Below are 24332 nucleotides of genomic sequence, written 5' to 3' on the forward strand. Positions count from 1 at the left end.
CGCCTTAACCATGGAAGGTAAGGAATAGGCCACCTTCCTTATCTTATCCTGCGGGCATGCCTTCGGTGTTCGCAAGCCTGTCCCATCTGAACCAGTCGCGGGACCCCGCCGCCAACCAGCGACGCGTGCAGCGGGATCTGGTCGATATGGTCAGCCATATCACCGCGCAGGGGCGAACCCATGGCGCGCGGATCATCAACATCTCCGCCCTGGGATTGATGTGCCGGACGGATGCGCCGTTGGCCATGGGCGAACGGGTGACGATATGGCTGCCGGTGGTGAAGGACCATGCCGGGGACGTGCGCTGGTCGGAAGATGGGCGGATCGGCGTCGAGTTCCTGAAGCGGATCGAACCGCATGTCTATGACGCGATGCTGTCCCTCATTCCGCCACGGCAGACGGCCTGGTAAACGCCTTCCCAAGATCATCCCCCGCCTCCAGCCGCTGGCGCGAACGGACCAGCGCCTGCGGCATTTGCGTGCGCAGGAAATTCATCATCGCCTCCCGCACCTCGCAGCGCAGGTCGAAGGCTATGCCGGCGTTGCGGGCGCTCAGCAGGCCGCGCAGCTCCAGCGCATCGGCGCGCTGGTCGGTGACCTGCAATATCGCGACCCGCCCATCCCAGCGGCTGTTGGCCTTGACCGCCTCGATGAATTTCGCCCGGATCGCCTCTATGTCGGCGGCAGGATCGACGTAAAGGAATACGGTGCCGAGCAGGTCGGAGGTTTTCGTCGTCCAGTTCTGGAACGGCTTTTCCAGGAAATAGGACACCGGCACGATCATCCGCCGGTCGTCCCAGATGCGGATGACGACATAGGTCAGCTTGATGTCCTCGATCCGGCCCCACTCGCCCTCGACGATCACGACATCGTCCAGCCGGATCGGTTCTGAAAAGGCCATCTGGATGCCGGCGATCAGGTTCTTGAGCGCGGGCTGCGCCGCCGCGCCGACCGCCAGCCCGGCCAGCCCCGCCGACGCCATCAGCGTAACCCCGACGCTCCGCACGCCGGGAATGGCGATCAGCATCAGCGAGACGATCAGGAAGCCGACGATGAACTGCGTCACGCGGTAGAGGATGCGGATGCGGGTATGCTGCCGCCGCGCCTTCAGATTATCCTCCACGCTGATGTCGCTGCGGCGCTCCAGGATGATGCGCCCCGCCCGCATCAGGGAAAAGATCAGCCAGCCCATCAGCAGGATGAACAGCATTTTCGACCCGATGGACCAGATCGCCTCCACATTCGGGCTGAAGGTCAGCGGCTGGATGCCCGCGGCCAGCGTCATGAGAACGATCAGCCAGCGGCTGGGGTGATAGAGGGCGGGAAGGATCACCGGCTCTATCCGCATCCGCCGCACGATGCGGGTCGCCAGCCAATAGACCAGCCAATGGAGCAGGAAGGCGACGGCGACCGACAGGCCGATCGAGATCGCTGCCATCGACGTGACATGGTGCAGGCTGATGTCGGATTGCATGGTCCTGCAACGACAGGGCCGCGGGATGGTTTCGCAGGTGCGGCAGGCCGTTGCTTCCACGATGCGTGCCGACCCTGCGAGGGAAACGCCGCCCGGTCGCACGACCGCCGGCACCGGGTTCCCGCCTCGCCAGAACAGGCAGCGATCCTACCCGCTGCGCAGCAGACCCACCGCCGCGTCGCGCTCGAAAAGATAGAGGCAGGTTCTGGCCGCCTGCCCTCGCGCCTCGCTCAGTCCCCCATCGCGGTCGATCAGCAGATGCGCGTCGTCGCGCGCGGGATCGAGCAGGGCGGAGAGATGCTCCGGCGTGGCCAGCTTCAACTGCTGCTCGCCCGACTGGCGCGTGCCCAATATCTCACCCGCGCCCCGCAGGCGCAGGTCTTCCTCGGCTATGCGGAAACCGTCATTGGTTTCCCGCATCAGGGCCAGCCGCGCCCTGGCGGTCTCGCTCAGCGCATTGCCGCGCAGCAGGATGCAGACCGACTGGTTCTGCCCCCGCCCCACCCGGCCACGCAACTGGTGAAGCTGCGCCAGGCCGAAGCGGTCGGCCCCTTCGATGATGATGAGGTTGCTGTTGGGAACGTCGACGCCGACCTCGATCACGGTGGTCGCCACCAATATCTTCGCCCGGGCGGAGGCGAAGGCTTCCATCGCGGCGTCCTTCTCCGGCCCCTTCATCCTGCCGTGCACGATGGCGACGCGCTCGCCGAAGCGCATCCGCAGCGTCTCCGCCCGCGCCTCGGCGGCGGCAAGGTCGCTATTCTCGCTTTCCTCGACCAGCGGGCAGACCCAATAGGCCTGCCCCCCGCCCTCCACATGGCGGGCCAGCGCCTCCACCACTTCGTCCAGACGCCCGGAGGACATGACGACGGTCTGGATCGGCTGCCGACCCGGCGGCATCTCGTCCAGGCGGGACACGTCCATCTCGCCATAATAAGTGAGCGTCAGCGTGCGCGGGATCGGCGTGGCGGTCATCACCAGCAGGTGCGGCGCACGCTCCGCCTTGGCCGCCAGCATCATGCGCTGCGCGACGCCGAAGCGATGCTGCTCGTCGATCACCGCCAGGGCGAGGTTCTTGTATCGCACCGCATCCTGGAAGATGGCGTGGGTGCCGACCAATATGTCGATGCTCCCGTCCGCCAGTCCCATGAGGGTGGATTCGCGCGCCTTGCCCTTTTCGCGCCCGGTCAGGATGGCGATATTCACCGGCAGGCCCGACGCCATCCGGCGCAGCGTTTCATAATGCTGGCGGGCAAGGATTTCGGTCGGCGCCAGCAGCGCGCCCTGCGCCCCCGCCTCGACCGTGTTGAGCAGCGCCATCAGCGCGACCAGCGTCTTGCCCGACCCCACATCGCCCTGCAACAGGCGCAGCATGGGCACGGGCTGGGCCATGTCGCCCTCTATTTCCATGAAGGCGCGGCTCTGCGCGCCGGTCGGCGCAAAGGGCAGCTTGAGCATGGCGCGCAACCGGCCGTCTCCGGCAACGGGCACGCCCCGGCGCCTGCGGGACGACTGGCGCACCAGCATCAGCGCAAGCTGCCCGGCGAATATCTCGTCATAGGCGAGCCGCTCGCGGGCCAGCGCGTCCGTGGGATCGGCATGGATGCGATGCAGGGCCTCCCGCCATCCGGGCCAGCCCTTGCGGGCGAGCAGGCTGGGTTCGATCCATTCGGGCAGTTCGGGGGCGCGGGCCAGCGCCTGCGCCACCAGGTCGCGCAGGCGATTGTTGGTCAACCCTTCGGACAGGCCATAGACCGGCTCGCGCGCGGGAATGGTGACGGCTTCCTCCGGCGGAAGGACATGGTCGGGATGCACGATCTGCAGATTGTCGCCATAGGCCTCCAGCTTGCCGGAGACGAACTTCGCTTCGCCCAGCGGCAGCAGCTTGCGCGGCCAGGCGCTGTTGCGGCCGAAATAGACCAGCGCGACGCTGTTCCCGTGCCGGTCCTGCGCGATCACGCGGAACGGCGCGCGGGCGCTGCCGGACGCGCGATAATCGGTGGGCGTCAGCGTGATGCCGATGACCCGGCCTGAATCGCCCAGGATCAGCTCGTCCACCATGCGGCGGTCGATGAAGCTGACCGGAAGATGGAAGGCAACGTCGACGGCGCGCGCCAGGCCCAGCCGCTCCAGCGGTTTTGCCAATGTTGGGCCGACGCCTTTCAGCGCTTCGATTTCGGTGAAGAGTGGGTTGAGGATATCGGGTCGCATGGCTATCTGCATGCGTCTAGCCCAGCCGGGACGATGCGCAAACATCCGATCGGTAATTTCGCCATGCTCGCGCAAGGAACAAATTGTGAACGAAGACCCCCGCATCCGCCGCCTGCAATTCCGGGCCTGGCATCGCGGCATCAAGGAAGCGGACCTGGCGGTGGGGGGATTTTTCGATCGCTACCATGCCGAATGGGGCGAAGAGGAACTGGATTGGTTCGAACGCTTTATCGAGGAACAGGATGCCGACATCATGGCCTGGGCCCTCGGCACGCTGCCGCTGCCGGAACAATGGCGCGGGCCGATGTGGGACAGGTTCGTGAAGATGGATTTCGTGGAGATCGGGAAGAAATAGACGCCCTACGCCGTCATCCCCGCGAAGGCGGGGATTCATCTCCTGACGGAGCATCCACACGCCGGGCCGGGAAACGCATCCCGCCTTCGCGGGAATGACAAAGCAAGAAATGACCGATCTCCAGAAAATCCTCAAAGCCTCCGCCCCGATGACCCTTTCCGGCGTGCCGGCCGGTTTCCAGCCCTGGCTGCTGGCGGACATCGCGCGCGCCGCCCCGTCCCGCACCCTGTTCGTCGCCCCCGACGAGCAGCTGATGCGCGCCGTGGCGGATACGGCGCATTATTTCGCGCCGGAGATCGAGATCGTCGAAATCCCGGCCTGGGACTGCCTGCCCTATGATCGGGCCAGCCCTTCGCTGCGCACCGCCGCGGCGCGGCTGGCGGGCCTCTACGCCCTGCAAGGGAGGCCGCAGGGACCGCAACTCGTCCTCACCACGCTCAACGCCCTCACCCAGCGCACGCTGACGCCGTTCCGCGTGCGGCAACTGGTGGCGAAACTCGCGCCCAAGGAACGGATCGCCATCTCGCGGCTGGCCGACATGCTGCAGGCCAATGGCTATGTGCGCACCGACACCGTGCATGACCGGGGCGAGTTCGCCATACGCGGCGGCATTGTCGACCTGTTCCCCGGCGGCGAGGAACAGCCGCTCAGGCTCGATTTCTTCGGGGACGAGATAGAGACGGTGCGTCGCTTCGATCCCGCCGACCAGCGGACGAGCGGGAGCGTCGAGGGCTTCACCCTGCTCCCCGCGTCGGAGGCCTTGCTGGACGAGGAGACGATCAAGCGCTTCCGCGGCCGCTATCGCGAAATTTTCGGCGCCACGGCCACCGGCGACCCGCTCTATCAGGCGGTGAGCGACGGGCGCCGCCTGCAGGGCATGGAACATTGGCTGCCGCTGTTCGAGGAACGGCTGGTGCCCCTGACCGACCATCTGGGCGACGACAGCCTGATCCTGCTGGACCATGGCGTCGCGGGCGCGGCGGAGGCGCGGTTCGAGGCGATCAGGGACTATCATGCGAACCGCGCCGCGGCGAAATCCTCCGATCCCGGCGCCTATCGGCCGCTGGAGCCCAGGGCCCTCTATCTGGAGGCGGAGGAATGGGCCGCTTTGGCGCGGGACTGGCCGATGCACGCCACCACCCCCTTCCATGAACCGGAAACCGCCTCCGTCCTCGACTTCGCCGTGGATGGCCCACGCGACTTCGCGCCGGAGCGGGCGCAGAACGCCAATGTCTATGAGGCGGTGAGCAAACATATCGCTGCGCTCCAGCGGGCGAAGAAGAAGGTGGTCATCGCCAGCTATTCGGGCGGCGCGCGGGAACGGCTGTCCGGATTGCTGGCCGACCATGGGCTGAAGCGGATCGCGGCGGCGGACAGCTGGCAGGAGGCGCTGGGCATCGCGGCCGGGGGCAGCACGGTGCTGACCGTCCTGCCGCTCGACCATGGCTTCACCGCGCCCGACGTGGCGGTGCTGACCGAACAGGACATGCTGGGCGACCGGCTCGTGCGGCGGGCCAAGCGCAAGAAGAGCGCGGACGCTTTCCTGGCCGAACTGGCGACGCTCTCGCCGGGCGATCTGGTCGTGCACATGGACCATGGCATCGGCCGCTATGAAGGGCTGACCCAGATTCCCGTCGCCAAGGCGGCGCATGATTGCGTCGCGCTGGAATATGCGGGCGGCGACAAGCTCTATGTGCCGGTCGAGAATCTGGAGGTTCTCTCCCGCTACGGCTCCGAAAGCGAGGGCGTCAGCCTGGACAGGCTGGGCGGGGAGGCCTGGCAGCGGCGCAAGGCGCGGATGAAGGAACGCATCCGGGAGATTGCGGGCGAACTGCTCAAGACCGCGGCGGAGCGTGCCCTGCGGCCCGCGACCGTGGCGGAACCCGACAGCGCGGGCTATCCCGCCTTCGTCGACCGCTTCCCCTATCAGGAAACCGACGATCAGGACCGGGCGATCGGCGACGTGATCGAGGATCTGGGCGCTGGCAGGCCGATGGACCGGCTGGTCTGCGGCGATGTCGGCTTCGGCAAGACGGAGGTCGCGCTGCGCGCCGCCTTCGTCGCGGCGATGGCGGGGATGCAGGTGGTGGTGATCTGCCCGACCACCCTGCTCGCCCGGCAGCATCACATGAATTTCGAGGAGCGTTTCCGGGGTTTCCCGGTGAAGATCGGCCGCCTGTCCCGGCTGGTGCCGGACAAGGAGGCGAAGGCGGTGAAGGCCGGCCTTGCCGACGGGACCGTCGACATCGTGGTGGGCACCCATGCGCTGCTGGCCAAGGGGCTGGAGTTCAAGCGGCTGGGCCTTGTCATCGTGGACGAGGAACAGCGGTTCGGCGTGACCCACAAGGAACGGCTGAAGTCGCTCAAGACCGACGTCCACGTGCTGACGCTGACGGCGACGCCCATCCCGCGCACCTTGCAGATGGCGATGTCGGGCCTGCGCGAACTGTCGGTCATCCAGACGCCGCCGGTGGATCGCCTGGCGGTGCGGACCTACATCATGCCGTGGGACGGGGTCGTGATCCGCGAGGCGCTGCTGCGCGAACATTATCGGGGCGGCCAGAGCTTCTTCGTCGTGCCGCGCATTTCCGACCTGACGGAGATCGAGGAATTTCTCCGCACCGAAGTGCCCGAAGTGCGGCCGGTGGTCGCCCATGGCCAGATGAGCGCGACGGAGGTGGAGGAACGCATGTCGGCCTTCTACGACAAGCGCTACGACGTGCTGCTCTCGACCACCATCGTCGAAAGCGGGCTCGACATTCCGTCCGCCAACACGCTCATCATCCATCGGGCGGACCGCTTCGGCCTGGCGCAGCTCTACCAGCTTCGCGGGCGGGTCGGGCGGGCGAAGGCGCGCGCCTATGCCTATTTCACCACGCCCGCCAACCGGGTGATCACCGAAACGGCGGAAAAGCGGCTGAAGGTGCTGTCCGACCTGGATACGCTGGGCGCGGGGTTCCAGCTTGCCAGCCACGACCTCGACATACGCGGCGCGGGCAATCTGGTGGGCGACGAGCAGTCCGGCCATATCAAGGAGGTCGGGTTCGAACTCTACCAGTCGATGCTGGAGGACGCGATACTGGAGGCGAAGGCCGGCGGCGCGGGGCTGGAGAAGGCGCGCGAGAGCTTCTCGCCGCAGATCACCGTGGACGCGCCGATCCTCATTCCGGAGGATTATGTGCCCGACCTCGACCTGCGCATGGGGCTCTATCGACGCCTCAACGAAGTCGAGGACCGGCAGGGGCTGGAGGCGTTCGCCGCCGAACTCATCGACCGGTTCGGCAAGCTGCCCGCGCCGACGCAGAACCTGTTCAAGATCATCGAGATCAAGCAGAATTGCGTCGCCGCCAATATCGCGAAAATCGATGTCGGACCGAAGGGCGCGCTGGTCAGCTTCTTCGAGGACCGCTTCCCCCGGCCCGAGGGGCTGGTCGCCTATATCCAGCGGCTGAACGGCGTGGCGCGGCTGCGGCCCGACAGCAAGGTGGTGGTGAACCGGGCCTGGGCCGATCCGGCGGCGCGGCTCAACGGCGCGCTGCAGCTTTCCAAGGGGCTGGCGAAGGCGGCGGCCTGAACGCCAGCACCCCTTTGTCATCCCTCGGACAACAGCCAGCAACAGTCGCAACCTAAATCCCGCTCTGGCGACCGGACAGCAAAGTCCGGCGCCAAGCAGGAGAATGACATGAGTTTGACTCTTATTGCCCTGGCCGCGGCAGCGGCCACGCACAGCGTGCAGATCGACCATGGCGGAAAGCCTGTCGAGGCGACCTACAGCGCCCGCGCCGAGTTCCGCACCAGAACCATCGGCGCCCGGACCCCGAACCGAGCCGACATGCAACGGTGCCAGTGGACCGCCACCATATTGGTCGACCGGGCGCTCAGCCATGGACCGGCGCTCAGCCGCACGGTTTCCAGCGACAGACAGTTTTCCGGCAGCGAGCATGGCGCCTGCACGCCCGGCCGCCAGTCGGGCGAACGCAATCTGGCCCGTTATGAAGGCGCAATCCGCGAACATCTGATCGCGGTTGCACAGGTGGACCACGCGCCGCTACTGGCCGAGCTTGATGCCGTCCGCAATCTTGCCTCCAACTGAAAACGGGGCGGCGCTGGCCTGCGCCATTCTGGCCAGCGCCTTCCTGGCTGGCGTCGGCGCTGGCCCCGCCTTCGCGCAATATGCCGACGGCGTGTCGGCCACGGTCGAGGTCGCAAGCGACGAGCGGCGCCGGGGCCTGAGCTGGAGCGAGGGCGACCCGGTGCTGCGTGGTACGCTGTCCGTGCCCGTGGCTGACGGGCTGAGCCTCGACGGCGCCGCCGCCTCGCTATGGGGCAGCGCCCGGCATGGCGGAGCCGATGCCGTCGTCGACCTGGGGGCGGCCTATGCACGGCAGATCGGCGGATGGCGGCTTTCCGCCGAAGGCCGCTATCACCTTTTCCCCGGAAGTTCCGGACAGGGCTATGGCGAAATCGGCGCTGGCGCGGCTTTCCTGATCGGGCCGGCCAGCATCGACGTCAACGGCAGCTATGCCCCCAGGCAGCCGTCCATCGGCGGGGACAATCTCTATCTGTCCGCGTCGGCGGCGATGGGGTTGCCGGGCACGCCCCTCACCGTCTCCGCGCGGATCGGCCGGTCTTCGGGCGATGCGCGCAACACGGCCCGCGCCGCGCGACTGCGCCCGGACGGCGCCTATTGGGACCATGGGATCGGCGTCGATTATATGAAGGGCCGCTGGTTCGCCGGCCTGCGCTATGCCGACAGCGGCATCGCAGGCCCCGGAGGCCGCCATGCGGGGGCAAGCCTGATCGGACGGGTGGGGTTAGGCCTTTAGCGCCAGCGCCACCAGATCGGCGGAGGAAACGCCCGCCGAACGCAGGAAACCCTGATAATAGTCGCAACCTTCACGGGTGAGGAGATCGAGCTGCTGCTCGGTCTCCACCCCTTCGGCAATGACGCGCAGGCCCAGCGACTTCGCCATGTGGATGACGCCCCGCACGATGATCCTGTCGCGGGCGGTCCCCGCAATGTCCTGCGCCAGCCCGCTGTCGATCTTCAGATAATCGAGCGGCAGGCTCTTGAGATAGGCAAGGCTGGAATAGCCGGTGCCGAAATCGTCCACCGCCACCGCCAGCCCTTCGGCCCGCAGCGCCGTCAGCAAGGCGGTGGCATTGTCCACATCCTCGATCAGGCCGCTCTCGGTGATCTCCACCGTCAGGCGCGACCGGGGAAAGCCGCTCATGTCCACCAGGTTCAGGAACTGCGGCATGAAGCCGGGCTGGGCGATGTCCTCCGCCGTGACGTTGATCGACAGGCGCAGGTGCGACAGCGCGCGCGGCCAGGCGGCGGCCTGCCGCAGCGCTTCGGCCTGAATATGCGCCGAAAGCGGCAGCATGTAGTCGGAACGCTCCGCCGTGGCGAACAGCATCCCCGCCCCCAGAGCGCCATATTGCGGGTGGTTCCAGCGCGCCAGCGCCTCGACCCCGATCATATGCTCGCCCCCGACCGGATATTGCGGCTGGAACAATATGCCGATCTCCCCGCGATGCAAGGCGAGGCGCAGGTCGGTTTCCAACTGGTCGGCATCCACCTGTCGGCTGCGCTTTTCCGAAGAAAAGATGCGGATGCCCTCCCCTCCCCCGACCCTGGCGTCGGCCAGAGCGGTGCCGGCGCGGCGGATCAGCCGGGTTGCGTCGTCGTCCGGACGCGACTGGGCAATGCCGCAACGCGCCGTCAGGCGGATCAGATGGTCGCCCGCGCTGAACGGACGGCCGATGGCGCCGATCAGTTGCCGGGCCAGGAAGGTCGCCTTCTCCGCCGTCGCCGCTTCGCCCGTCAGGCCGATCAGGAATTCCGTCCCGGCGATGCGCGCGACCATCGCGCCGACCGCCATGTCGACGGTCATGCGCTCTATGCGGCGGGCGATCCGGCCCAGCAGCGCGTCGCCCACCACCTGGCCATAGGCGGCGTTCATCCGGTCGAACTGGCTGATCGACAGCAGCAGCACCGTCGTCGCCAGCCCCTGCCGCCGTTCCAGCCAGTCGAGCGCCGCCTGACGCGAGCGCAGCCCGGTCAGGTCGTCGCGGCCGGTCGCATCATGGCCATGCGCGTCGGACAGCCATTCCACATCCGCCGCCACCACCCCGTCGATCAGCCGCAGATGATGGACCAGCCGGTCGCCCGGACGGCCCGGCGCGGCATGGGCGAAGGCCTCCGGACGCCCGGAACGCATCATGCCGCGGAGGGCGGCGATCACCGAGCGGCGCTCCGATCGCGGCAGGCGGCGGATGAAGGCGGCCGGATCGACGCTCTGCCGCTCAAGGCCAAGATGGCGCGCAAGATTGTCGCTGAGGCGGATGCGGTCCCCGTCCCTTTCCCAGTACAGCGCATCCCCGCGCCGGATGCGCTGGGCGCGCCGGCTGTGCGTCGTCCCGCCAACGAGCCGGTCGACCAGCCGCTGCGCCGAAGCCAGCGTCGCGCGCAGCTCGACCGGCGTGAAGGGCACGGCAAGGAAATGCGTCGCCCCCGCCTCCAGCAATCCGGGCACGGCGGCCATGTCGAGAGCGTCGACCAGCGCGATGAGCGCACCCCCACCCGCATCCACCGCGGGCGCCAGCGACGTGATCAGGCCGGCCTCGCCATCGCGCGCGCCGCGCATGTCGACCAGGGCGATCTGGGCATCGCTGTGCAGGAAGCGCTGCGCCGCATCGGTCGCGCGACGGGCGGCGATGGCGCGCCAGCCGGCCGTCCGCACCTGCTGCGACAGTCCGTCGCGGTCCCCCGGCGACAGAATGAAGAGGCTGCGCTGTCCGTCCAGTGCGGTCTCGCCGCTCACATGATGCTCCTCGGGACGGTTCATCGCCCCTTCCTAGACCCCATCGGTTAGCGTCCTGTTTACGCTGCCGCAACCGGTGACGCTTGCACGGGGCAGGTCCATCGCCTAGCTAGCATATATGGAGATGGCCGATCTTGGGCGCACGGTCCTGACCGATGCACTCGGCCGCCGGATCAGCTATTTGCGGATTTCGGTGACGGACCGGTGCGACCTGCGCTGCCGCTATTGCATGGCGGAGCGGATGACCTTCCTTCCCAGGGATCAGGTCCTGACGCTGGAGGAGATCGCGCTGCTGGCCGATCTCTTCATCGCCCGGGGCGTGCGCAGGATCAGGCTGACCGGCGGCGAACCGCTGGTGCGGCGCGACATCGTCGACCTCGTCCGGCGCATCGGCCGGCATGTGGGCGCGGGCCTCGACGAACTGACGCTCACCACCAACGGCACGCGGCTCGCGCATCATGCGCAGGCGCTTGCGGATGCGGGCGTCCGGCGCATCAATGTCAGCCTGGACAGCCTTGACCCTGAACGTTTCGCCCATGTCACGCGGAACGGCGACATCCGGCCGGTGTTCGAAGGGCTGGAGGCAGCGCGGGCCGCCGGCCTGTCGGTCAAGATCAACATGGTCGCGCTCAAGGGCATCAATGAGGACGAGATCCTGCCGATGCTGCACTGGTGCGATGCGCGGGGGTTCGACCTGACGCTGATCGAGACCATGCCGCTGGGCGAAACCGGGGAAGACCGGACGGATCATTATCTGCCGCTGACGCAGGTGGCCGATTCGATCCGCCGGCATCACGCGCTGACGCCGGTCCCGCATCGCACCGGCGGCCCCGCGCGCTATCATGCGGTCGAGGGGTTGAAGGCGCGGCTGGGACTGATCACGCCGCTCACCCATAATTTCTGCGCCGACTGCAACCGCATGCGCATGACCTGCGAAGGCAAGATCTTCATGTGCCTGGGCCATGAGGATCATGTCGACCTGAAGGCCGCCTTCCGCCAGGGCGGCCTGCCCGCGGTGGAGCCGCTGATCGACCGCGCCCTGCGGCTGAAGCCGGCGGCGCATGATTTCCGCATCGGCGCCGATGCCGCGCCGGCGGTGCGGCGGCATATGAGCGTGACCGGCGGATGACCGACGACGTCCGGCGCGCTCTGGTCGCGTCCCCCAGTCCGGCGGCCAAGGCGGCGGAGGAAAGGCTGCGCGCCGCCTATGATTTCGTGCCCGTGGAGCAGGCGGACATGATCATCGCACTGGGCGGCGACGGCTTCATGCTCCAGACGCTGCACTCCATGCTGGAGGGGCGGCGAATCCTGCCGGTGTTCGGCATGAACCTGGGCACGGTCGGCTTCCTGATGAACGAATGGCGGCTCGAACGGCTGGAACAGCGGATAGAGGCGGCCAAGCCGTTCAAGGTCAATCCGCTGCGCATGGTCGTCGACACCGTGGATGGGGAGCGTTTCTCCATCCCCGCCATCAACGAAGTCTCGCTGCTGCGCGAAACGCGTCAGACCGCCAAGCTGGAGGTGAAGGTCAACGACCGCACCGTCCTGCCCGAACTGGTGTGCGATGGCGTGCTGGTGGCGACGCCGGCCGGATCGACGGCCTATAATCTCTCGGCGCATGGACCGATCCTGCCGCTCGGATCGGCGCTGGTGGCGCTGACGCCGATCAGCCCCTTCCGCCCCCGGCGCTGGCGCGGTGCGATCCTGCCGGAAAATACGGCGATCCAGTTCACGGTGCTCGATCCCGTGAAGCGCCCGGTCAGCGCCGTTGCCGACCAGCGCGAAGTGCGCGACGTCGCGCAGGTCGAGGTGAAGATCGATCGCGCGACCCCGCTGACCTTGCTGTTCGACCCCGAACATACGCTGGACGACCGGATCGCGGCCGAACAGTTCATCGCGTGAAAATTCCGTCATTTGGCGCTTGCCATTGCCGGAAATCCGCTGCTATAGGCGCGGCCTGCCCAGCGGAAGCCGGGTTGCTCCCCGATAGCTCAGCGGTAGAGCATTCGACTGTTAATCGAATGGCCGTAGGTTCGAATCCTACTCGGGGAGCCACTTTCCATCCTGCGGCGGCACCGGAAAACCTCCCTTATTCAGGCAGATTGACACGCCTTGGCTCATGCCCCGCGCGCGTCGGGCCATTCAGGCATTTTTTTCGGACTGGCGGCGGTTCCGGCCCTTGCCATTTCGCCAAAGCCGCTGCATATGCGCGGCCTGCCCGGCGCAAGCCGGGCCGCTCCCCGATAGCTCAGCGGTAGAGCATTCGACTGTTAATCGAATGGCCGTAGGTTCGAATCCTACTCGGGGAGCCAGTCTTTCACACCGGATCGGCTTCGCGAAACCAGAGGAACATTCCGCTCCATTCGGGCGTAAAAGCATGTCCCCCGGCCGTTTCCGCCCATCATCATGCCATCAGAATGCGGTTGCCTTGACCGGCGCGTCGTTCGCCTTGCGCTTGCCGAGCGACACGCGCGCTCCTGCCCGGATATAGCTCCACAGCGCGCGCTTGTCCGCATCGGAGAGGGTTTCGAAGCGGGGCATGCCCCGCTCCATGAGCGGCCCTTCCGACAGAAGCTGCGAGAAGGCCTGGTAATCCAGCGCCACGCCCGATTCCCGAAGGTCCGGCCCGGGAACGCCGGTATTGTTGAGGCCCGCGCCATGGCAGGCGTGACACATGTTCGCTCCATAGAGCTTGGCGCCGCGCTTGACCGCGGCTTCATCCAGAACCAGCTTCGGATCGTCCACCGCGCGAACCTGAAAATCCGCGGGCGCCGTCTTCGGGAGCCGTGCCTTGCCCCCCAGGGCGAAGGTCAGCAGACGCCGGGGCTGCGCATTATATTTCCAGCCGCGATCCGCATACCGGCCCAGCATCGCCACGCCGCCGCCATAGCCGACCAGCAGCGAGAGATACTGCCTGCCGCCCACTTCATAGGTGATCGGCGGCGCGATGATCCCCAGCCCCGCGTTGAAACGCCACAGTTGCTTGCCGGTGCGGGCATCATATCCGTGCAATATCCCGTCGGCATCGCCCTGGAAGACGAGGTTGCCCCGCGTGGTCATCGTGCCGCCGTTCCACAGGCTGTCATACTGGACCTTCCACCGGGCCTTCTGCGCCACGGGGTCCCAGGCGATGAGTTCGCCCTTGCCGTCGCGCTGGTCGTTCGGATCGGCATGGATCGAAAAATGCGTGCCAGCGCCCGAAACGCCGAATATCGGCTCGCCGCCGTTCGCCTTCACCCTCTCCAGAAAGGCCTTGTCTTCCTCATAGACGGCGCCAAGCTGCATATAGGGTATATAAACCAGCCCCGTATCCGGATTATAGGCCATGGACTGCCAATTATGCGCGCCCTGCGGGCCCGGCCAGATGGTTATCGGCCCCTTTTCATACCGGACATTGGGCACCTCCACAGGCCGGCCGGATTTCACGTCGATCCGATCGGCCCAGTTGACCTTGCCGATCTTCTCGGCCGAAATCAGCTTCCCGCTGTCGCGGTCGATCACATAGAAGAAGCCGTTGGTCGGCGCCTGCATCAACACGCGCCGCGGTTTCCCGTCGATGTCGAGCCGCGCTAGCGTCATCTGGGCTGCCGCCTTGTAATCCCATGCTTCCTGCGGATTGACCTGATAATGCCAGATATAGCGGCCCGTATCGGCATCCAGCGCGACGATGGAGGCGAGGAAGAGATTGTCGCCGCCGCCGGGCGTGCGCAGGCGCGGATTATAGGGGCCCGAATTGCCTGCGCCGATATAGATGCGGTTCATCTCCGCGTCATAGGTGATGCCGTCCCAGACGGTGCCGCCCCCGCCCCATTTCCACCATTGCCCGGTCCAGCTTTTCGCGGCCATCGCCAGCGCCGGCTGCTCGAACGGCTTCGCCGGATCGCCCGGCACGGTGTAGAAACGCCACAATTGCCTGCCGCTGTTCGCGTCATAGGCCGTGACATAGCCTCGGGCGGCCCAGTCCCCGCCGCCATTGCCGATGATCACCTTGCCATTGAACACGCGGGGAGCGCCCGTGATGAACTGAAAGGAATCCTCCGCCACCGTCTGCCGCGACCAGATGGGGCGGCCGGTTCGGCTGTCCAGAGCCACCAGCCGGCCGTCGCGTGTGCCGACATAGACCTTGCCCTGCCAATAGGCGGCGCCTCGGTTGACCGAGAAGATATAGTGCATGGTCTGCGGGCGCAGCGCCCATTCCCGTGAGTCCCAGCGCCAGAGCCGCTTTCCGGTCCGCGCATCGACCGCATAGACCGATGCGTCCTGACCGGTGAAATAGAGCGTGCCGCCGACCGCCAGCGGCGTCGCCTCCAGCTGATGCTCCCCCTCCAGATCGAGCGACCAGGCAAGGCCCAGCGACGCGACATTGCCGTCGTTGATCTCCTCCAGCCGGCTGAAGCGCATCTCGTCCTGCGTCCCGCCATAATGCGCCCAGTCCGCTGAACTGCCGCCGACGGAAGGCTCTGCCGGACCGCGGCAGGCGGCAAGGCCGATCGTCATCGCAGCCACGAGGGAAGGGGCGAGAAGACGCCTGCACAGCCCGGCGGCAATGCCGGTCATGGCAGGCCTGCCGCCTTCCGGGCTCCGCTGGCCTCGATCGACATGATTGGGTCCGCTCATGATCTTCCCCCCTCCCACCGGCCGGGTTTTCCCGCCCCGCATCCGCCGGACTCGGCGGCAGTTGTCACCGACGCGATCATATGCCACATTATCCACCATACAATATTAAATCGACTTTTTTACTGGAAGTCACTTTTCAGGGAGGCGGCAGATGAGCGGCGGCGGAAAGTCCGGGGAGGAACGCAGGCTGCGGTCCCGGCAATGGTTCGACAATGCCGAGGATCCGGTGCTCGCCTCGCTGTACACGGACCGCTATCTGAACTTCGGACTGACACCGGAAGAGCTCCAGAGCGGGCGGCCCATCATCGGCATCGCCCAGACCGGCAGCGACCTTTCGCCCTGCAACAGAAGCCATCTCGAACTCGCGCAGCGGGTGAAGGACGGCATTCGCGAATCAGGCGGCATTCCGCTGGAGTTTCCGGTCCATCCCATTCAGGAGACCGGCCGCCGCCCGACCGCGGCGATCGACCGCAACCTCGCCTATCTGGGACTGGTCGAAACGCTGCACGGCTATCCGCTGGACGGCGTCGTGCTGACCACGGGCTGCGACAAGACGACCCCCGCCTGCATCATGGCGGCGGCGACCGCCAACATCCCCGCCATGGTGCTCACCAACGGGCCGATGCTCAATGGCTGGTACAGGGGCGAGCGGGCGGGCGCGGTGAGCATCGCCTGGAAATTGCGCGCCGAACATGCCGCCGGCCGGATCAGCGAGGGCGAGATGAGGAAGGCGATCATGGATGGCGCCACCTCAGCCGGCTATTGCAACACGATGGGCACCGCGTCGACGATGAATGCCCTGGCCGAAGTGCTCGGCCTCTCCCTGCCGGGCAGCGGCACCATTCCGGCCGCCTATCGGGAACGCGGCGCCACCGCCTATCGCACCGGGCGCAGGATCGTGGAACTGGTGCGGCAGAATATCCGCCCTTCCGACATATTGATGCCGTGGTCGTGAACACCGCGCTCGGGGGATCGAGCAACGCGCCGGTGCACATCATAGCCATAGCCCGCCATGTCGGCGTCGATTTCGGCATTGCGGACTGGGAACGGGGCCATGACGTTCCCCTGCTCGTCAACATGCAGCCCGCCGGCGCCTATCTGGCGGAGGATTTCCACCGGGCGGGCGGCGTTCCGGCGGTCGTCGCGGAACTGATGCGGATGGGCCGCATCCATGAAGGCACGCTGACGGTCAACGGCAGCACGCTGGGCGAGAATTGCCGGAACGCCGTGGCAACCGACAGCGATGTGATCCGCACCGCCGAAACGGCCCTGCGCCGAAATGCCGGCTTCATCGTGCTGCGCGGCAATCTCTTTGCATCGGCGATCATGAAATTGTCGGTCATCACATCTGAATTCCGGGACCGCTATCTGACCGATCCCGACGATCCGGACGCGTTCGAAGGCACGGCCATCCTGTTCGAAGGCCCGGAGGATTTCCGGAAAAGGATCGACGATCCGGCAAGCGGGATAGACGAAAGCAGCATATTGGTGATGCGGGGCGCGGGACCGGTCGGCTATCCCGGCGCTCCGGAGGTCGTGAACATGCGCCCGCCGGCCGCCCTGGTGAAGCGGGGAATAAGCGTCCTGCCCTGCATCGGCGACGGCCGGCAATCGGGCACCTCCGCCTCCCCGTCGATCCTCAACGCCTCGCCGGAGGCGGCGAGCGGCGGCAATCTGGCTCTGGTCAGGTCCGGCGACCGGATTCGCATCGATCTGCGCCGCCGCAGGGCGGACCTGCTGGTCGAACAGGCCGAACTGACCCGGCGGCGGGACGCGCTGGAGGCGGCAGGCGGCTTCCCCATGCCCAGGGCGCAGACGCCGTGGCAGGAAATCCAGCGGGAACTGGTCGATCAGCTTTCCGACGGCATGGTGATCGGGCGCGCCACCCGCTACCGCAATGTCTCGGCGCTCAGCGATCTGCCACGACATCCGGTGTAGCGCATCGCCCGGCGGCGCTACTCCGGCCCTTCCTCCCCGGCGAACCAGTCCATTGCCTCCTTTTCGGTGGCGACCGGCCTGATCAGGCGGTTTTCTCCGATCCTCTTGACCTGCATCGCATGCAGCGCGCTGTGCGAAACCACCGCCGTCTTGCGGATGATCCTGAAGGCTTCGGATTCGACCAGATCGTTGATCGCCTCCACGGTGCCCTGGGGCATGATGTCCTGCTGCCCGACCGTGATGAGGAGGTTGTAGTGCCCCCTCCCCTGCCTGGCGCGCAGCCCGTCAGACAATTCCGTGGTGTAGCGCTGGCCGGTTTCCGCATCCAGAAATTCGAAGAAGGAAACGGAAACCAGCTTGCGCTGATCGTCGAAACCGATCCTGTACTTCATCCTCCACCTCATGACCGATCGTGATTTCGAGGGGGGAACCTAAGCGCAAAGCGATGGCCGCACCACCAGGGATTTTTCAGGGAGGCGGATCACCCTCCGCTGCGCCGGCCTCCCGATCCGTCAACCGCATGGTCGAAGCTGGAATCCAGGCCCGCCGCCCCGTCGCGGTGCGGCGGCGGCAGCTCCGCGGCGAAGATCCGCGCCGTTTCGTGCAGGGCGTCGGCCACCCGGCCGTCCACCGGGGCAGGCGTCCAGTGCCAGCGTTCGGCGCTGTAGGCGGCGATGTCGCGCGGAACGCCGGTTTCCCGCGAAGAGATTTCCGACCATTCGCGCGGATGCCCGTTCGCCCAGAGCTGCGCCCGCGCATAGCGGCGCAGGAAATCCTCCAGCAACGCATGTTTCGCCCGCACCGAAGCGTCGCTGCTCACCTGCACCAGATAGTTGGATGTGCCGTTCCAGGCATAGGTCAGCACCCGCGCATGGTGGCTGCGGACAGCGGTTGCCAGATAGGGAAGCCATATCGCAAGCGCGTCGACCTTGCCCGTGGCGAAGGCGGTCATGGCATCGTTCGGGCTCAGGAAGCTGATCGACACGTCGCTGGTCTTCAGATGGGCCTGTTCCAGCGCCTGGAGCAGCGTGATGTGCCCGACCGACCCCCTGGTCGTGGCGATCGACCTGCCGCGAAGGTCGCGCATGTCCCGCGCCGCCGATTTTTCCGGAACGATGACGGCGACCGCCTTCTGCTCCGGTCCTCCGTCCATGGCCTGGATCGCACGCAATTGCGGGTTGCCGTTATAGGCGAAGAGGAAGGAGGCCACGCCGGCGATCCCCACATCCACCGCATTCGCTGAAATCGCCTCGATCTGCGTCTGGGCGCTCGGGAACTGCGCCCATTCTATCCGGTAGGGCACGTCCTTCAACTCTCCGGCCGCAAGCATCATGCCCCGCGTGCCGCCCCTGTGCGTGCCGACGCGCAGGACTTGACCATCGCCGTCGGCCGGACGATCGCACCCGCCAAGCGGAACGAGCAGGACAGCGACCGCCGCGCCGGCCAGCGTCCGCCAAAGCGCCTTCATCCGGTGGATCGCCCCACTCATTCTCATGCCGCCGCGCCCGAATAGCGGTTCTGCGGTATCGGCAGGTCCAGATTCTCGCGGAAGGTCGCGCCCTCATAGCTGGTCCGCAGCAATCCGCGCCGCTGCAGCACCGGCACGACCTGCTCGACAAAGGCCTTCAGCTGGCCCGGCAGCCCCTCCGTCAGCATGAAGCCGTCGATCGCGCCGTCGTCCAGCCAGCTCTGCATCTGGTCCGCAATCTCTTCGGGCGTGCCGTCCAGGCTGTCGATCGGCCTGCCGAAGCGCAGCGCGGTCTGCCGCAGCGTCAGCCCTTCCTCGACCGCCGCGCTGACGATGCGCGTGACCGCCCCCTGGCTGCTGTTGAGCCATTCCTCCGTCACCGCGGGAAAGGGCGCGTCCAGATCATGCCTGGAAAAATCATAGTCGTTGAACGACTGGCCGAGCGACGACAGGGCATTCTCGATCGAATTATAACGATTGCGCTCCTCCACCAGGCGGTCGAGTTCCTCCCGGGTGGAGGCGACCTGCGCGGAAATCGCCCCGAAGACATAGAGCTTGTCGGGATCGCGCCCGGCCTCCGCGGCGCGGCGGCGCAGATCGCTGCGGAAGGCGATCGACTGTTCCTTGCTGCGCGGCACGCTGAAGATCGCATCGGCATAGCTGGCGGCGAAGTTCCGGCCCTCCTCCGACGTGCCGGCCTGGAAGGTCACGGGATAGCCCTGCGGCGTCCTGTCGAGGTTGAGCGGGCCACGAACGCGGAAGAACTCCCCGGCATGATCCAGGGTGTGGAGCTTGCCGGGTTCGAGGAAGACGCCCGCCTCCTTGTCCCCCACCAGCGCGCCGGGTTCGAAACTGTCCCACAGTCCCCGCACCACGTCGACATATTCCGCGGCCAGGCGATAGCGCTCGTCATGGGCGAAATGCCTGTCCTTGCCGAAATTGGCGGCGGTCCCGGCAAGCCAGGACGTGACCACGTTCCAGCCCGCCCGGCCCCGGCTGATCTTGTCGAGCGATGCCAGTTGGCGGGCCAGGTTGAAGGGTTCGGAATAGGATACCGTGAAAGTGCCGACCAGGCCGATATGGCTGGTGACGGTCGCCAGCGCCGAAAGGATCGTCGCCGGTTCGAACCGGCTCAGATAATGGGGCATGGACCTTTCGTCGATCTGAAGGCTGTCGGCCACGAAGACGAAGTCGAACAGGCCCTTTTCGGCCAGTTGCGCCTGCTCGACATAAAGGTCGATATTGGTGCTGCCATCGATGATGGCTTCGGGATGGCGCCAGCTTTGCCATCCCCGGCCCACGCCATGGAGGACAAGGCCCAGCTTCAACCGGTTGGCAATCGTCATCTGCTGTCTCCTGTCTGGGCAAAGCCGCTTCTGGCGGGGATCGTTGGAAGGGTTCGGGCGGCCCGGCGGGCGGCGGCGGCGCGGTTCACAGCTTCATCCTGAGCGTGGCGCCGTAGAAGCGCGGATCGCCAAGCGTCCCGTTGTAGGAATAGGTCGTGACCTGATCGACCGACGCATTGACGAAATATTGTTTGTCGAAGAGGTTGCGGCCCCACAGCCGCAATTCCCAGCGATTGTCGGCGCTCCGGATTCCGGCATAGGCGCTCGCCAGCCCATAGCCCGGCACGCGGGCGAAGGGATCGGTATTGAGCGATCCGTAGAAACCGGTCCGGTGATTATAGTCGCCGCCCAGGAACAGCGTCGCCTCCGTGCCCAATATCGGCCGTGGGGCGAAGGCATATTCGGCGGCGATGGTATAGACGAATTTCGACACGCCCGCGATCTGGCGCCCGGAAATGTCGCAGATCCCGCCATTGGCCGCCGTGACCCAGAGATAGGGGCATTGGGCGTTGGTGTAGGACCGGTATTTGGCGTCGTTATAGGTGGCGGCGCCCGTCAGCGACAGGCCGTTCCATCTCGCCCGGACATCCATTTCGACGCCCTGGGTCCTGACCTTGCCGGCATTGGTGATGAAATAGCGGGCGATGGGCCCGCTGCCCGTCTGCACGATCACCCCCTGATTGGCCTGATAGCCCTTGTCGTCGGACCGGAAGGCGGCAAGGTTGAAGGTGACGGCGTTGTGGAACAGGTCGGTCTTCAGGCCGATTTCGAAGGAATCCACGATCTCCGGATCGAAAGTCACCGGAGCCGGCCCGTTGGCGAGCTGCACCGGCGTCACCAGGTTGATCCCCGCCGATTTGAAGCCGCGCGAATAACCGGCATAAAGGTTGATGCCGGGGGCCAGCCGATAAAGCGCGTTGACCGTCCCGGACACGCGCCCGCCCTCGGTCGCCGCATCGTATCGCGCCGTGGGAGCGAAGCCGTTCCGGCGGGACGCGATGGCGGTCAGCTGCTCGGGGGACAGGGAGGAGAAGACCGGGTCGGTCAGCGGCACGCCGCCCACGGCCACGGATTCGAAACGGCCCGAGCGCTTCTCATAGGTGTAGCGGATGCCCCCGGTAAGGTCGAGGCGCTCATCCACATGCCATGTCGCATTGGCGAAGGCGGAATAGCTTTTGGTGTGGAAGAGCTGCAGGCCGGTCTGGCTGAAATTGTTCAGCGCTTCCGAAGGGAAGGCGGCGCCCAGCAGATATTTGGCGGCATCCCTGCCATAGGTGTTGAACGGCACCTCGCGGGTGCGCTGCCAGAAATAATAAAGCCCCGCCGTATAGTCGACCGCGCCCCCGCCGGGGGAGGCGATGCGCAGTTCCTGGCTCCATTGCCGCTGGGCGGTGGGCAGATTGGTCTGGATGTTGATCGCCGCGCCGGTGCCGTCGCTGTCGATGGAGGGATTCCAGTCCCAGAACCGCCATGCGGTGATCGAGGTGAGGCTGTGATCCCCCGGCAGCTTCTTCACCAGGGTAAGCGAAGCGCCGCCGGTCTGCATGTTGATCGTGAACGGCGTATCCACATCGATGCGCCGCGCAAAGGCGTCTATGGGCGGCGGGACATAACCGGCGTCGCGCGCCCGGTCGTAATAGCCCCTTGCGGTCGCGACGCTGCCATCCGCGCGCAGCTTCGGCAGGACGCCGCGCCGGGGCATGGCCGAATAGGAATTCTGGTCGTTATAATCGGCGTTCAGCCGGGCGGTGAAGCTCTCGTCCCCATTGCGATAGGCCAGCTCCCCGCGAACGGCCTGGTTATGGTGATCCTGCCAGTCGTCCCTGTAGACGCTGTTATAGACGGTGCCGTTGCGGTCCGCCTTCATGCCCGCGACCCGGACCGCGAAGCCGCTGTCCCCCAATGGCCCGGACGCCGCCAGCTTGATCTGGCCATAGTCGTAATTGCCATAGGAAACCTCCCCCAGCAATTCGGGCTCATAGGATGCGCGCTGGCTGGTGATCTCGATCGCGCCGGCCACCGTGTTCTTGCCGAACAGCGTGCCCTGTGGACCGCGCAGGACATTGACATTGGCCACGTCGAAAGTGTCGAAGACGACCACCGACGGACGCGCATGATAGACGCCGTCCACATAGATGCCGACGCCGGGCTCGGTGCCGCTGTTGGCCGCGCCGCCCGTCGTTCCCAGCCCACGGATCTGGATCGTGATGTTGCGCGGATTGAACCCCAATATCTGAAGGCTCGGCACCTGCCTCTGCATCTGGCGGATGCTGGAATTGCCGGACGCGGCAAGGTCCCGCTCCGTCAGGGCGGTGACGGCGATCGGCACTTCCTGAAGCTTTTCGGCGCGATGGCGCGCGGTGACCGTGATCACCTCCACGCCGGTGTCTCCCGGCCCGGCCTGCGCCGGGGACGGCGCATCGGGCTCCGCGGCCCCGGCGACCCCGCCCGCGCAGAAGGCCATGGCGCTCGCGCCGGCCGCCAGGACCCGCCCGATTTTCGAACTCAACCGCATATATCCCCCAGGCGGCGCTGTCGCGCGCCGCTCCATTCGGCACGACGTCCGGTCGGCCTTCGGGGCGTTGCATTATGAATATAATCTAAGGGAGGCGATTTAGTTCTTCGAATACACCCATTCGAAATGCTGATAGGTGGAGGAGGAGGGCAGATGTCCCGCCCCCCGCCTTCTTCCCCATTTCACCGCCCCGCAGGCAGCAGCGAAAAAGGAAGCGGGCGGCTCCCATGGGGGAGCCGCCCGCAAGACGCCTGTAATGCAAGATTTTTTCAGCGGCCGGCAAATTGGCGCCCGCGCGTCGCCAGCGCCCAGCGCTGCGGCGTCGCGTCCGCCACATTCTCCCGCACGAAGCATTGACCGCGCCGCGCCTGTATGGCCCGGCACAGCGCGACCGCCTCCGCCCGCTCGTCGAAGCCGCCGACCGCCAGACGGGCCAGGGTGGCGCCGTTCACCGCGATCTGGCTGGTGACGACCGGCAAATTCGCCAGCATGCTGTTGCGGCGAGCCATGGAGAACCATTTTTCCTTGGCGATGGCCGCATTGTCATAGGCGCCGAGCTGGACCACCCAGTGGCCGCCGCCCTTCCCACTCGCGCGGAAAGCCGCCGGCTGAAGGCGCGGAGCCTGCTGCATGCGCGCAGCCGCCGCGACACCCGCCGGCGCGGCCTGGCGCGGGGCGGCGACGCGGACGGGGGCCGCAATGGCCTGGATCATCGGCGCCGGCGCTTCCGCCATGGCTGGCAGCGGCGCGGGTGCGGGATCGGCGGCGGCAAGCGCGACAGGACCGGCCTCCACGGCCTGCTCGACCGGGGCGGCTTCCGCCATCCGGGCTGGCGACGCCGGCGGCGCCAGGGCAAGAGCCACAGGCTGACCGGCATCGGCGCCGTCGATCGTCACGCCCATCAGCGCAGCGACCCGCTGCTGCGAAAGGCCGGGCGCGGCGTTCTGCGCCCATTGGGTGATGCGCTGGTTGGCGGCAAGCGGATCGAGGTCGAATCCCGCCATCATCCGCGCATCCTTCCACCGGCCCGCCAGCGCATAGGCATAGGCCAGGTTCTGGCGGGTGCGCGCATTGGCCGACGGATCATGGATCATCTCGGACAGGATGCGCACGCCCTCCGGCGCATCGCCCGCCATCGCCATCGCCAGACCATAGTCGGCCGCCGGAACGATGTCGGCATGGCTGGCGAGCAGGTCGCGCGCCGCGCGATCCTTGCCCAGTCCGACCTGCACCAGCGCAAGGGTGATGATCGTCCGGGCGTCGCGATTGCCCAGCGTCATCGCATCGGTCAGCGCCGTTTCCGCCGATGCGAAGCGACCGCCGGCGACATAGGCGCGGCCCAGCAACTGGCGATAGCCCGCATCCTGCGGCGCCGCCTGCACGGCCGCCTCCGCCAGTTCGACCGCGCGGGCCCCGTCGCGATCCGCCAGCGCCTTCTCGACGCCGGCCGCCAGACGGTCCGGCTTCTGCGGCGCGACGGCGGCGGTGGTGCGGAACGCCGCACCGGTGCATCCCACCATGGTCGTGCCGATCAGCATCGACGCGACCGCTGCTTTGGCGAAGGCCTTGCGCTTCATGGCTT

Annotated in this window: 16 protein-coding genes, 2 tRNA genes and 1 pseudogene; 10 read left to right on the forward strand and 9 right to left on the reverse strand. The window is 66.7% G+C overall.

The genetic code is table 11. The features are described 5' to 3' along the window. The first annotated feature begins 56 nt into the window (after positions 1–56). Positions 57–410, forward strand: a complete 354-nt coding sequence (locus EWH10_RS13265; RefSeq protein WP_044662008.1) for a PilZ domain-containing protein — start codon at positions 57–59, stop codon at positions 408–410. Here the strand turns inward: EWH10_RS13265 and EWH10_RS13270 are convergent. Continuing rightward, positions 382–1473 carry a mechanosensitive ion channel family protein gene (locus EWH10_RS13270; protein WP_025549036.1) on the reverse strand — a complete coding sequence of 364 codons (1092 nt, stop codon included), beginning with the start codon at positions 1471–1473 and terminating at the stop codon, positions 382–384. The two genes, EWH10_RS13265 and EWH10_RS13270, sit on opposite strands and share 29 nt — an antisense overlap. A 147-nt stretch (positions 1474–1620) precedes the next feature. Further along, positions 1621–3684 (reverse strand): ATP-dependent DNA helicase RecG, encoded by a 2064-nt coding sequence (gene recG / locus EWH10_RS13275; RefSeq protein ID WP_048577009.1) that lies wholly within the window; start codon positions 3682–3684, stop codon positions 1621–1623. Positions 3685–3769: 85 nt separating this feature from the next. Between recG and EWH10_RS13280 the strand changes: the two genes are divergently transcribed. The 4 genes from EWH10_RS13280 to EWH10_RS13295 all read left to right on the forward strand — a co-directional run bounded on the left by EWH10_RS13280 (position 3770) and on the right by EWH10_RS13295 (position 8865). Beyond that, positions 3770–4039: an FAD assembly factor SdhE gene (locus EWH10_RS13280; protein ID WP_044662006.1), complete on the forward strand. Its 270-nt coding sequence runs from the start codon at positions 3770–3772 to the stop codon at positions 4037–4039. Between the two features lie 109 nt (positions 4040–4148). Beyond that, positions 4149–7613, forward strand: coding sequence for a transcription-repair coupling factor (gene mfd, locus EWH10_RS13285; RefSeq protein ID WP_044662005.1), 3465 nt, complete (start codon positions 4149–4151; stop codon positions 7611–7613). A 108-nt stretch (positions 7614–7721) separates the two neighbouring features. After that, positions 7722–8132, forward strand: a complete 411-nt coding sequence (locus tag EWH10_RS13290) for a hypothetical protein (protein WP_044662004.1) — start codon at positions 7722–7724, stop codon at positions 8130–8132. Continuing rightward, positions 8119–8865: a TorF family putative porin gene (locus EWH10_RS13295; protein WP_044662003.1), complete on the forward strand. Its 747-nt coding sequence runs from the start codon at positions 8119–8121 to the stop codon at positions 8863–8865. Before EWH10_RS13290 ends, EWH10_RS13295 begins: the two co-directional genes overlap by 14 nt. On the opposite strand, the gene EWH10_RS13300 is transcribed toward EWH10_RS13295, so the two are convergent. Continuing rightward, positions 8854–10890 carry a putative bifunctional diguanylate cyclase/phosphodiesterase gene (locus EWH10_RS13300; RefSeq protein WP_044662002.1) on the reverse strand — a complete coding sequence of 679 codons (2037 nt, stop codon included), beginning with the start codon at positions 10888–10890 and terminating at the stop codon, positions 8854–8856. The two genes, EWH10_RS13295 and EWH10_RS13300, sit on opposite strands and share 12 nt — an antisense overlap. 94 nt (positions 10891–10984) lie before the next feature. Between EWH10_RS13300 and moaA the strand changes: the two genes are divergently transcribed. The 4 genes from moaA to EWH10_RS13320 all read left to right on the forward strand — a co-directional run bounded on the left by moaA (position 10985) and on the right by EWH10_RS13320 (position 13178). Continuing rightward, a complete protein-coding gene (gene moaA / locus EWH10_RS13305; protein WP_044662001.1) occupies positions 10985–11995 on the forward strand; it encodes a GTP 3',8-cyclase MoaA in 1011 nt (336 codons plus the stop codon). Further along, positions 11992–12768, forward strand: a complete 777-nt coding sequence (locus tag EWH10_RS13310; protein ID WP_025550952.1) for an NAD kinase — start codon at positions 11992–11994, stop codon at positions 12766–12768. Before moaA ends, EWH10_RS13310 begins: the two co-directional genes overlap by 4 nt. Positions 12769–12846: 78 nt before the next feature. After that, positions 12847–12921, forward strand: a tRNA-Asn gene (locus EWH10_RS13315). 182 nt (positions 12922–13103) lie between these two features. Beyond that, positions 13104–13178: transfer RNA gene (locus tag EWH10_RS13320), tRNA-Asn, on the forward strand. A gap of 100 nt (positions 13179–13278) precedes the next feature. On the opposite strand, the gene EWH10_RS13325 is transcribed toward EWH10_RS13320, so the two are convergent. Beyond that, entirely contained in the window at positions 13279–15483 is a 2205-nt protein-coding gene (locus EWH10_RS13325; RefSeq protein ID WP_082166230.1) for a PQQ-dependent dehydrogenase, methanol/ethanol family, read from the reverse strand. 151 nt (positions 15484–15634) lie between these two features. On the opposite strand from EWH10_RS13325, the pseudogene EWH10_RS13330 reads away from it, so the two are divergent. Continuing rightward, a pseudogene (locus EWH10_RS13330) lies at positions 15635–17421 on the forward strand (IlvD/Edd family dehydratase). 17 nt (positions 17422–17438) lie between these two features. Here the strand turns inward: EWH10_RS13330 and EWH10_RS13335 are convergent. From EWH10_RS13335 to EWH10_RS13355, 5 genes are all read right to left on the reverse strand, one after another. Further along, positions 17439–17813: a hypothetical protein gene (locus EWH10_RS13335; RefSeq protein ID WP_044662000.1), complete on the reverse strand. Its 375-nt coding sequence runs from the start codon at positions 17811–17813 to the stop codon at positions 17439–17441. An 89-nt stretch (positions 17814–17902) separates the two neighbouring features. Then, positions 17903–18916 (reverse strand): ABC transporter substrate-binding protein, encoded by a 1014-nt coding sequence (locus tag EWH10_RS13340; RefSeq protein WP_130030007.1) that lies wholly within the window; start codon positions 18914–18916, stop codon positions 17903–17905. Beyond that, positions 18913–20235: an LLM class flavin-dependent oxidoreductase gene (locus EWH10_RS13345; RefSeq protein ID WP_037483682.1), complete on the reverse strand. Its 1323-nt coding sequence runs from the start codon at positions 20233–20235 to the stop codon at positions 18913–18915. Before EWH10_RS13345 ends, EWH10_RS13340 begins: the two co-directional genes overlap by 4 nt. 85 nt (positions 20236–20320) lie before the next feature. Next, complete coding sequence (locus tag EWH10_RS13350) at positions 20321–22750, reverse strand: TonB-dependent receptor (protein ID WP_052628222.1); 2430 nt, start codon at positions 22748–22750, stop codon at positions 20321–20323. 269 nt (positions 22751–23019) lie between these two features. Next, a complete protein-coding gene (locus tag EWH10_RS13355; RefSeq protein WP_130030008.1) occupies positions 23020–24327 on the reverse strand; it encodes an SPOR domain-containing protein in 1308 nt (435 codons plus the stop codon). Positions 24328–24332: the final 5 nt, after the last annotated feature.

Source organism: Sphingobium fuliginis (assembly GCF_004152845.1).
Lineage (GTDB): Bacteria > Pseudomonadota > Alphaproteobacteria > Sphingomonadales > Sphingomonadaceae > Sphingobium > Sphingobium fuliginis.

Coding starts and splice junctions, on each gene's coding strand:
- EWH10_RS13265 (WP_044662008.1), top strand. CDS start 57: ATGCCTTCGGTGTTCGCAAGCCTGTCCCATCTGAACCAGTCGCGGGAC.
- EWH10_RS13270 (WP_025549036.1), bottom strand. CDS start 1,473: ATGCAATCCGACATCAGCCTGCACCATGTCACGTCGATGGCAGCGATC.
- recG (WP_048577009.1), bottom strand. CDS start 3,684: ATGCGACCCGATATCCTCAACCCACTCTTCACCGAAATCGAAGCGCTG.
- mfd (WP_044662005.1), top strand. CDS start 4,149: ATGACCGATCTCCAGAAAATCCTCAAAGCCTCCGCCCCGATGACCCTT.
- EWH10_RS13290 (WP_044662004.1), top strand. CDS start 7,722: ATGAGTTTGACTCTTATTGCCCTGGCCGCGGCAGCGGCCACGCACAGC.
- EWH10_RS13300 (WP_044662002.1), bottom strand. CDS start 10,890: ATGAACCGTCCCGAGGAGCATCATGTGAGCGGCGAGACCGCACTGGAC.
- moaA (WP_044662001.1), top strand. CDS start 10,985: ATGGAGATGGCCGATCTTGGGCGCACGGTCCTGACCGATGCACTCGGC.
- EWH10_RS13310 (WP_025550952.1), top strand. CDS start 11,992: ATGACCGACGACGTCCGGCGCGCTCTGGTCGCGTCCCCCAGTCCGGCG.
- EWH10_RS13325 (WP_082166230.1), bottom strand. CDS start 15,483: ATGAGCGGACCCAATCATGTCGATCGAGGCCAGCGGAGCCCGGAAGGC.
- EWH10_RS13335 (WP_044662000.1), bottom strand. CDS start 17,813: ATGAAGTACAGGATCGGTTTCGACGATCAGCGCAAGCTGGTTTCCGTT.
- EWH10_RS13340 (WP_130030007.1), bottom strand. CDS start 18,916: ATGAGAATGAGTGGGGCGATCCACCGGATGAAGGCGCTTTGGCGGACG.
- EWH10_RS13345 (WP_037483682.1), bottom strand. CDS start 20,235: ATGACGATTGCCAACCGGTTGAAGCTGGGCCTTGTCCTCCATGGCGTG.
- EWH10_RS13350 (WP_052628222.1), bottom strand. CDS start 22,750: ATGCGGTTGAGTTCGAAAATCGGGCGGGTCCTGGCGGCCGGCGCGAGC.
- EWH10_RS13355 (WP_130030008.1), bottom strand. CDS start 24,327: ATGAAGCGCAAGGCCTTCGCCAAAGCAGCGGTCGCGTCGATGCTGATC.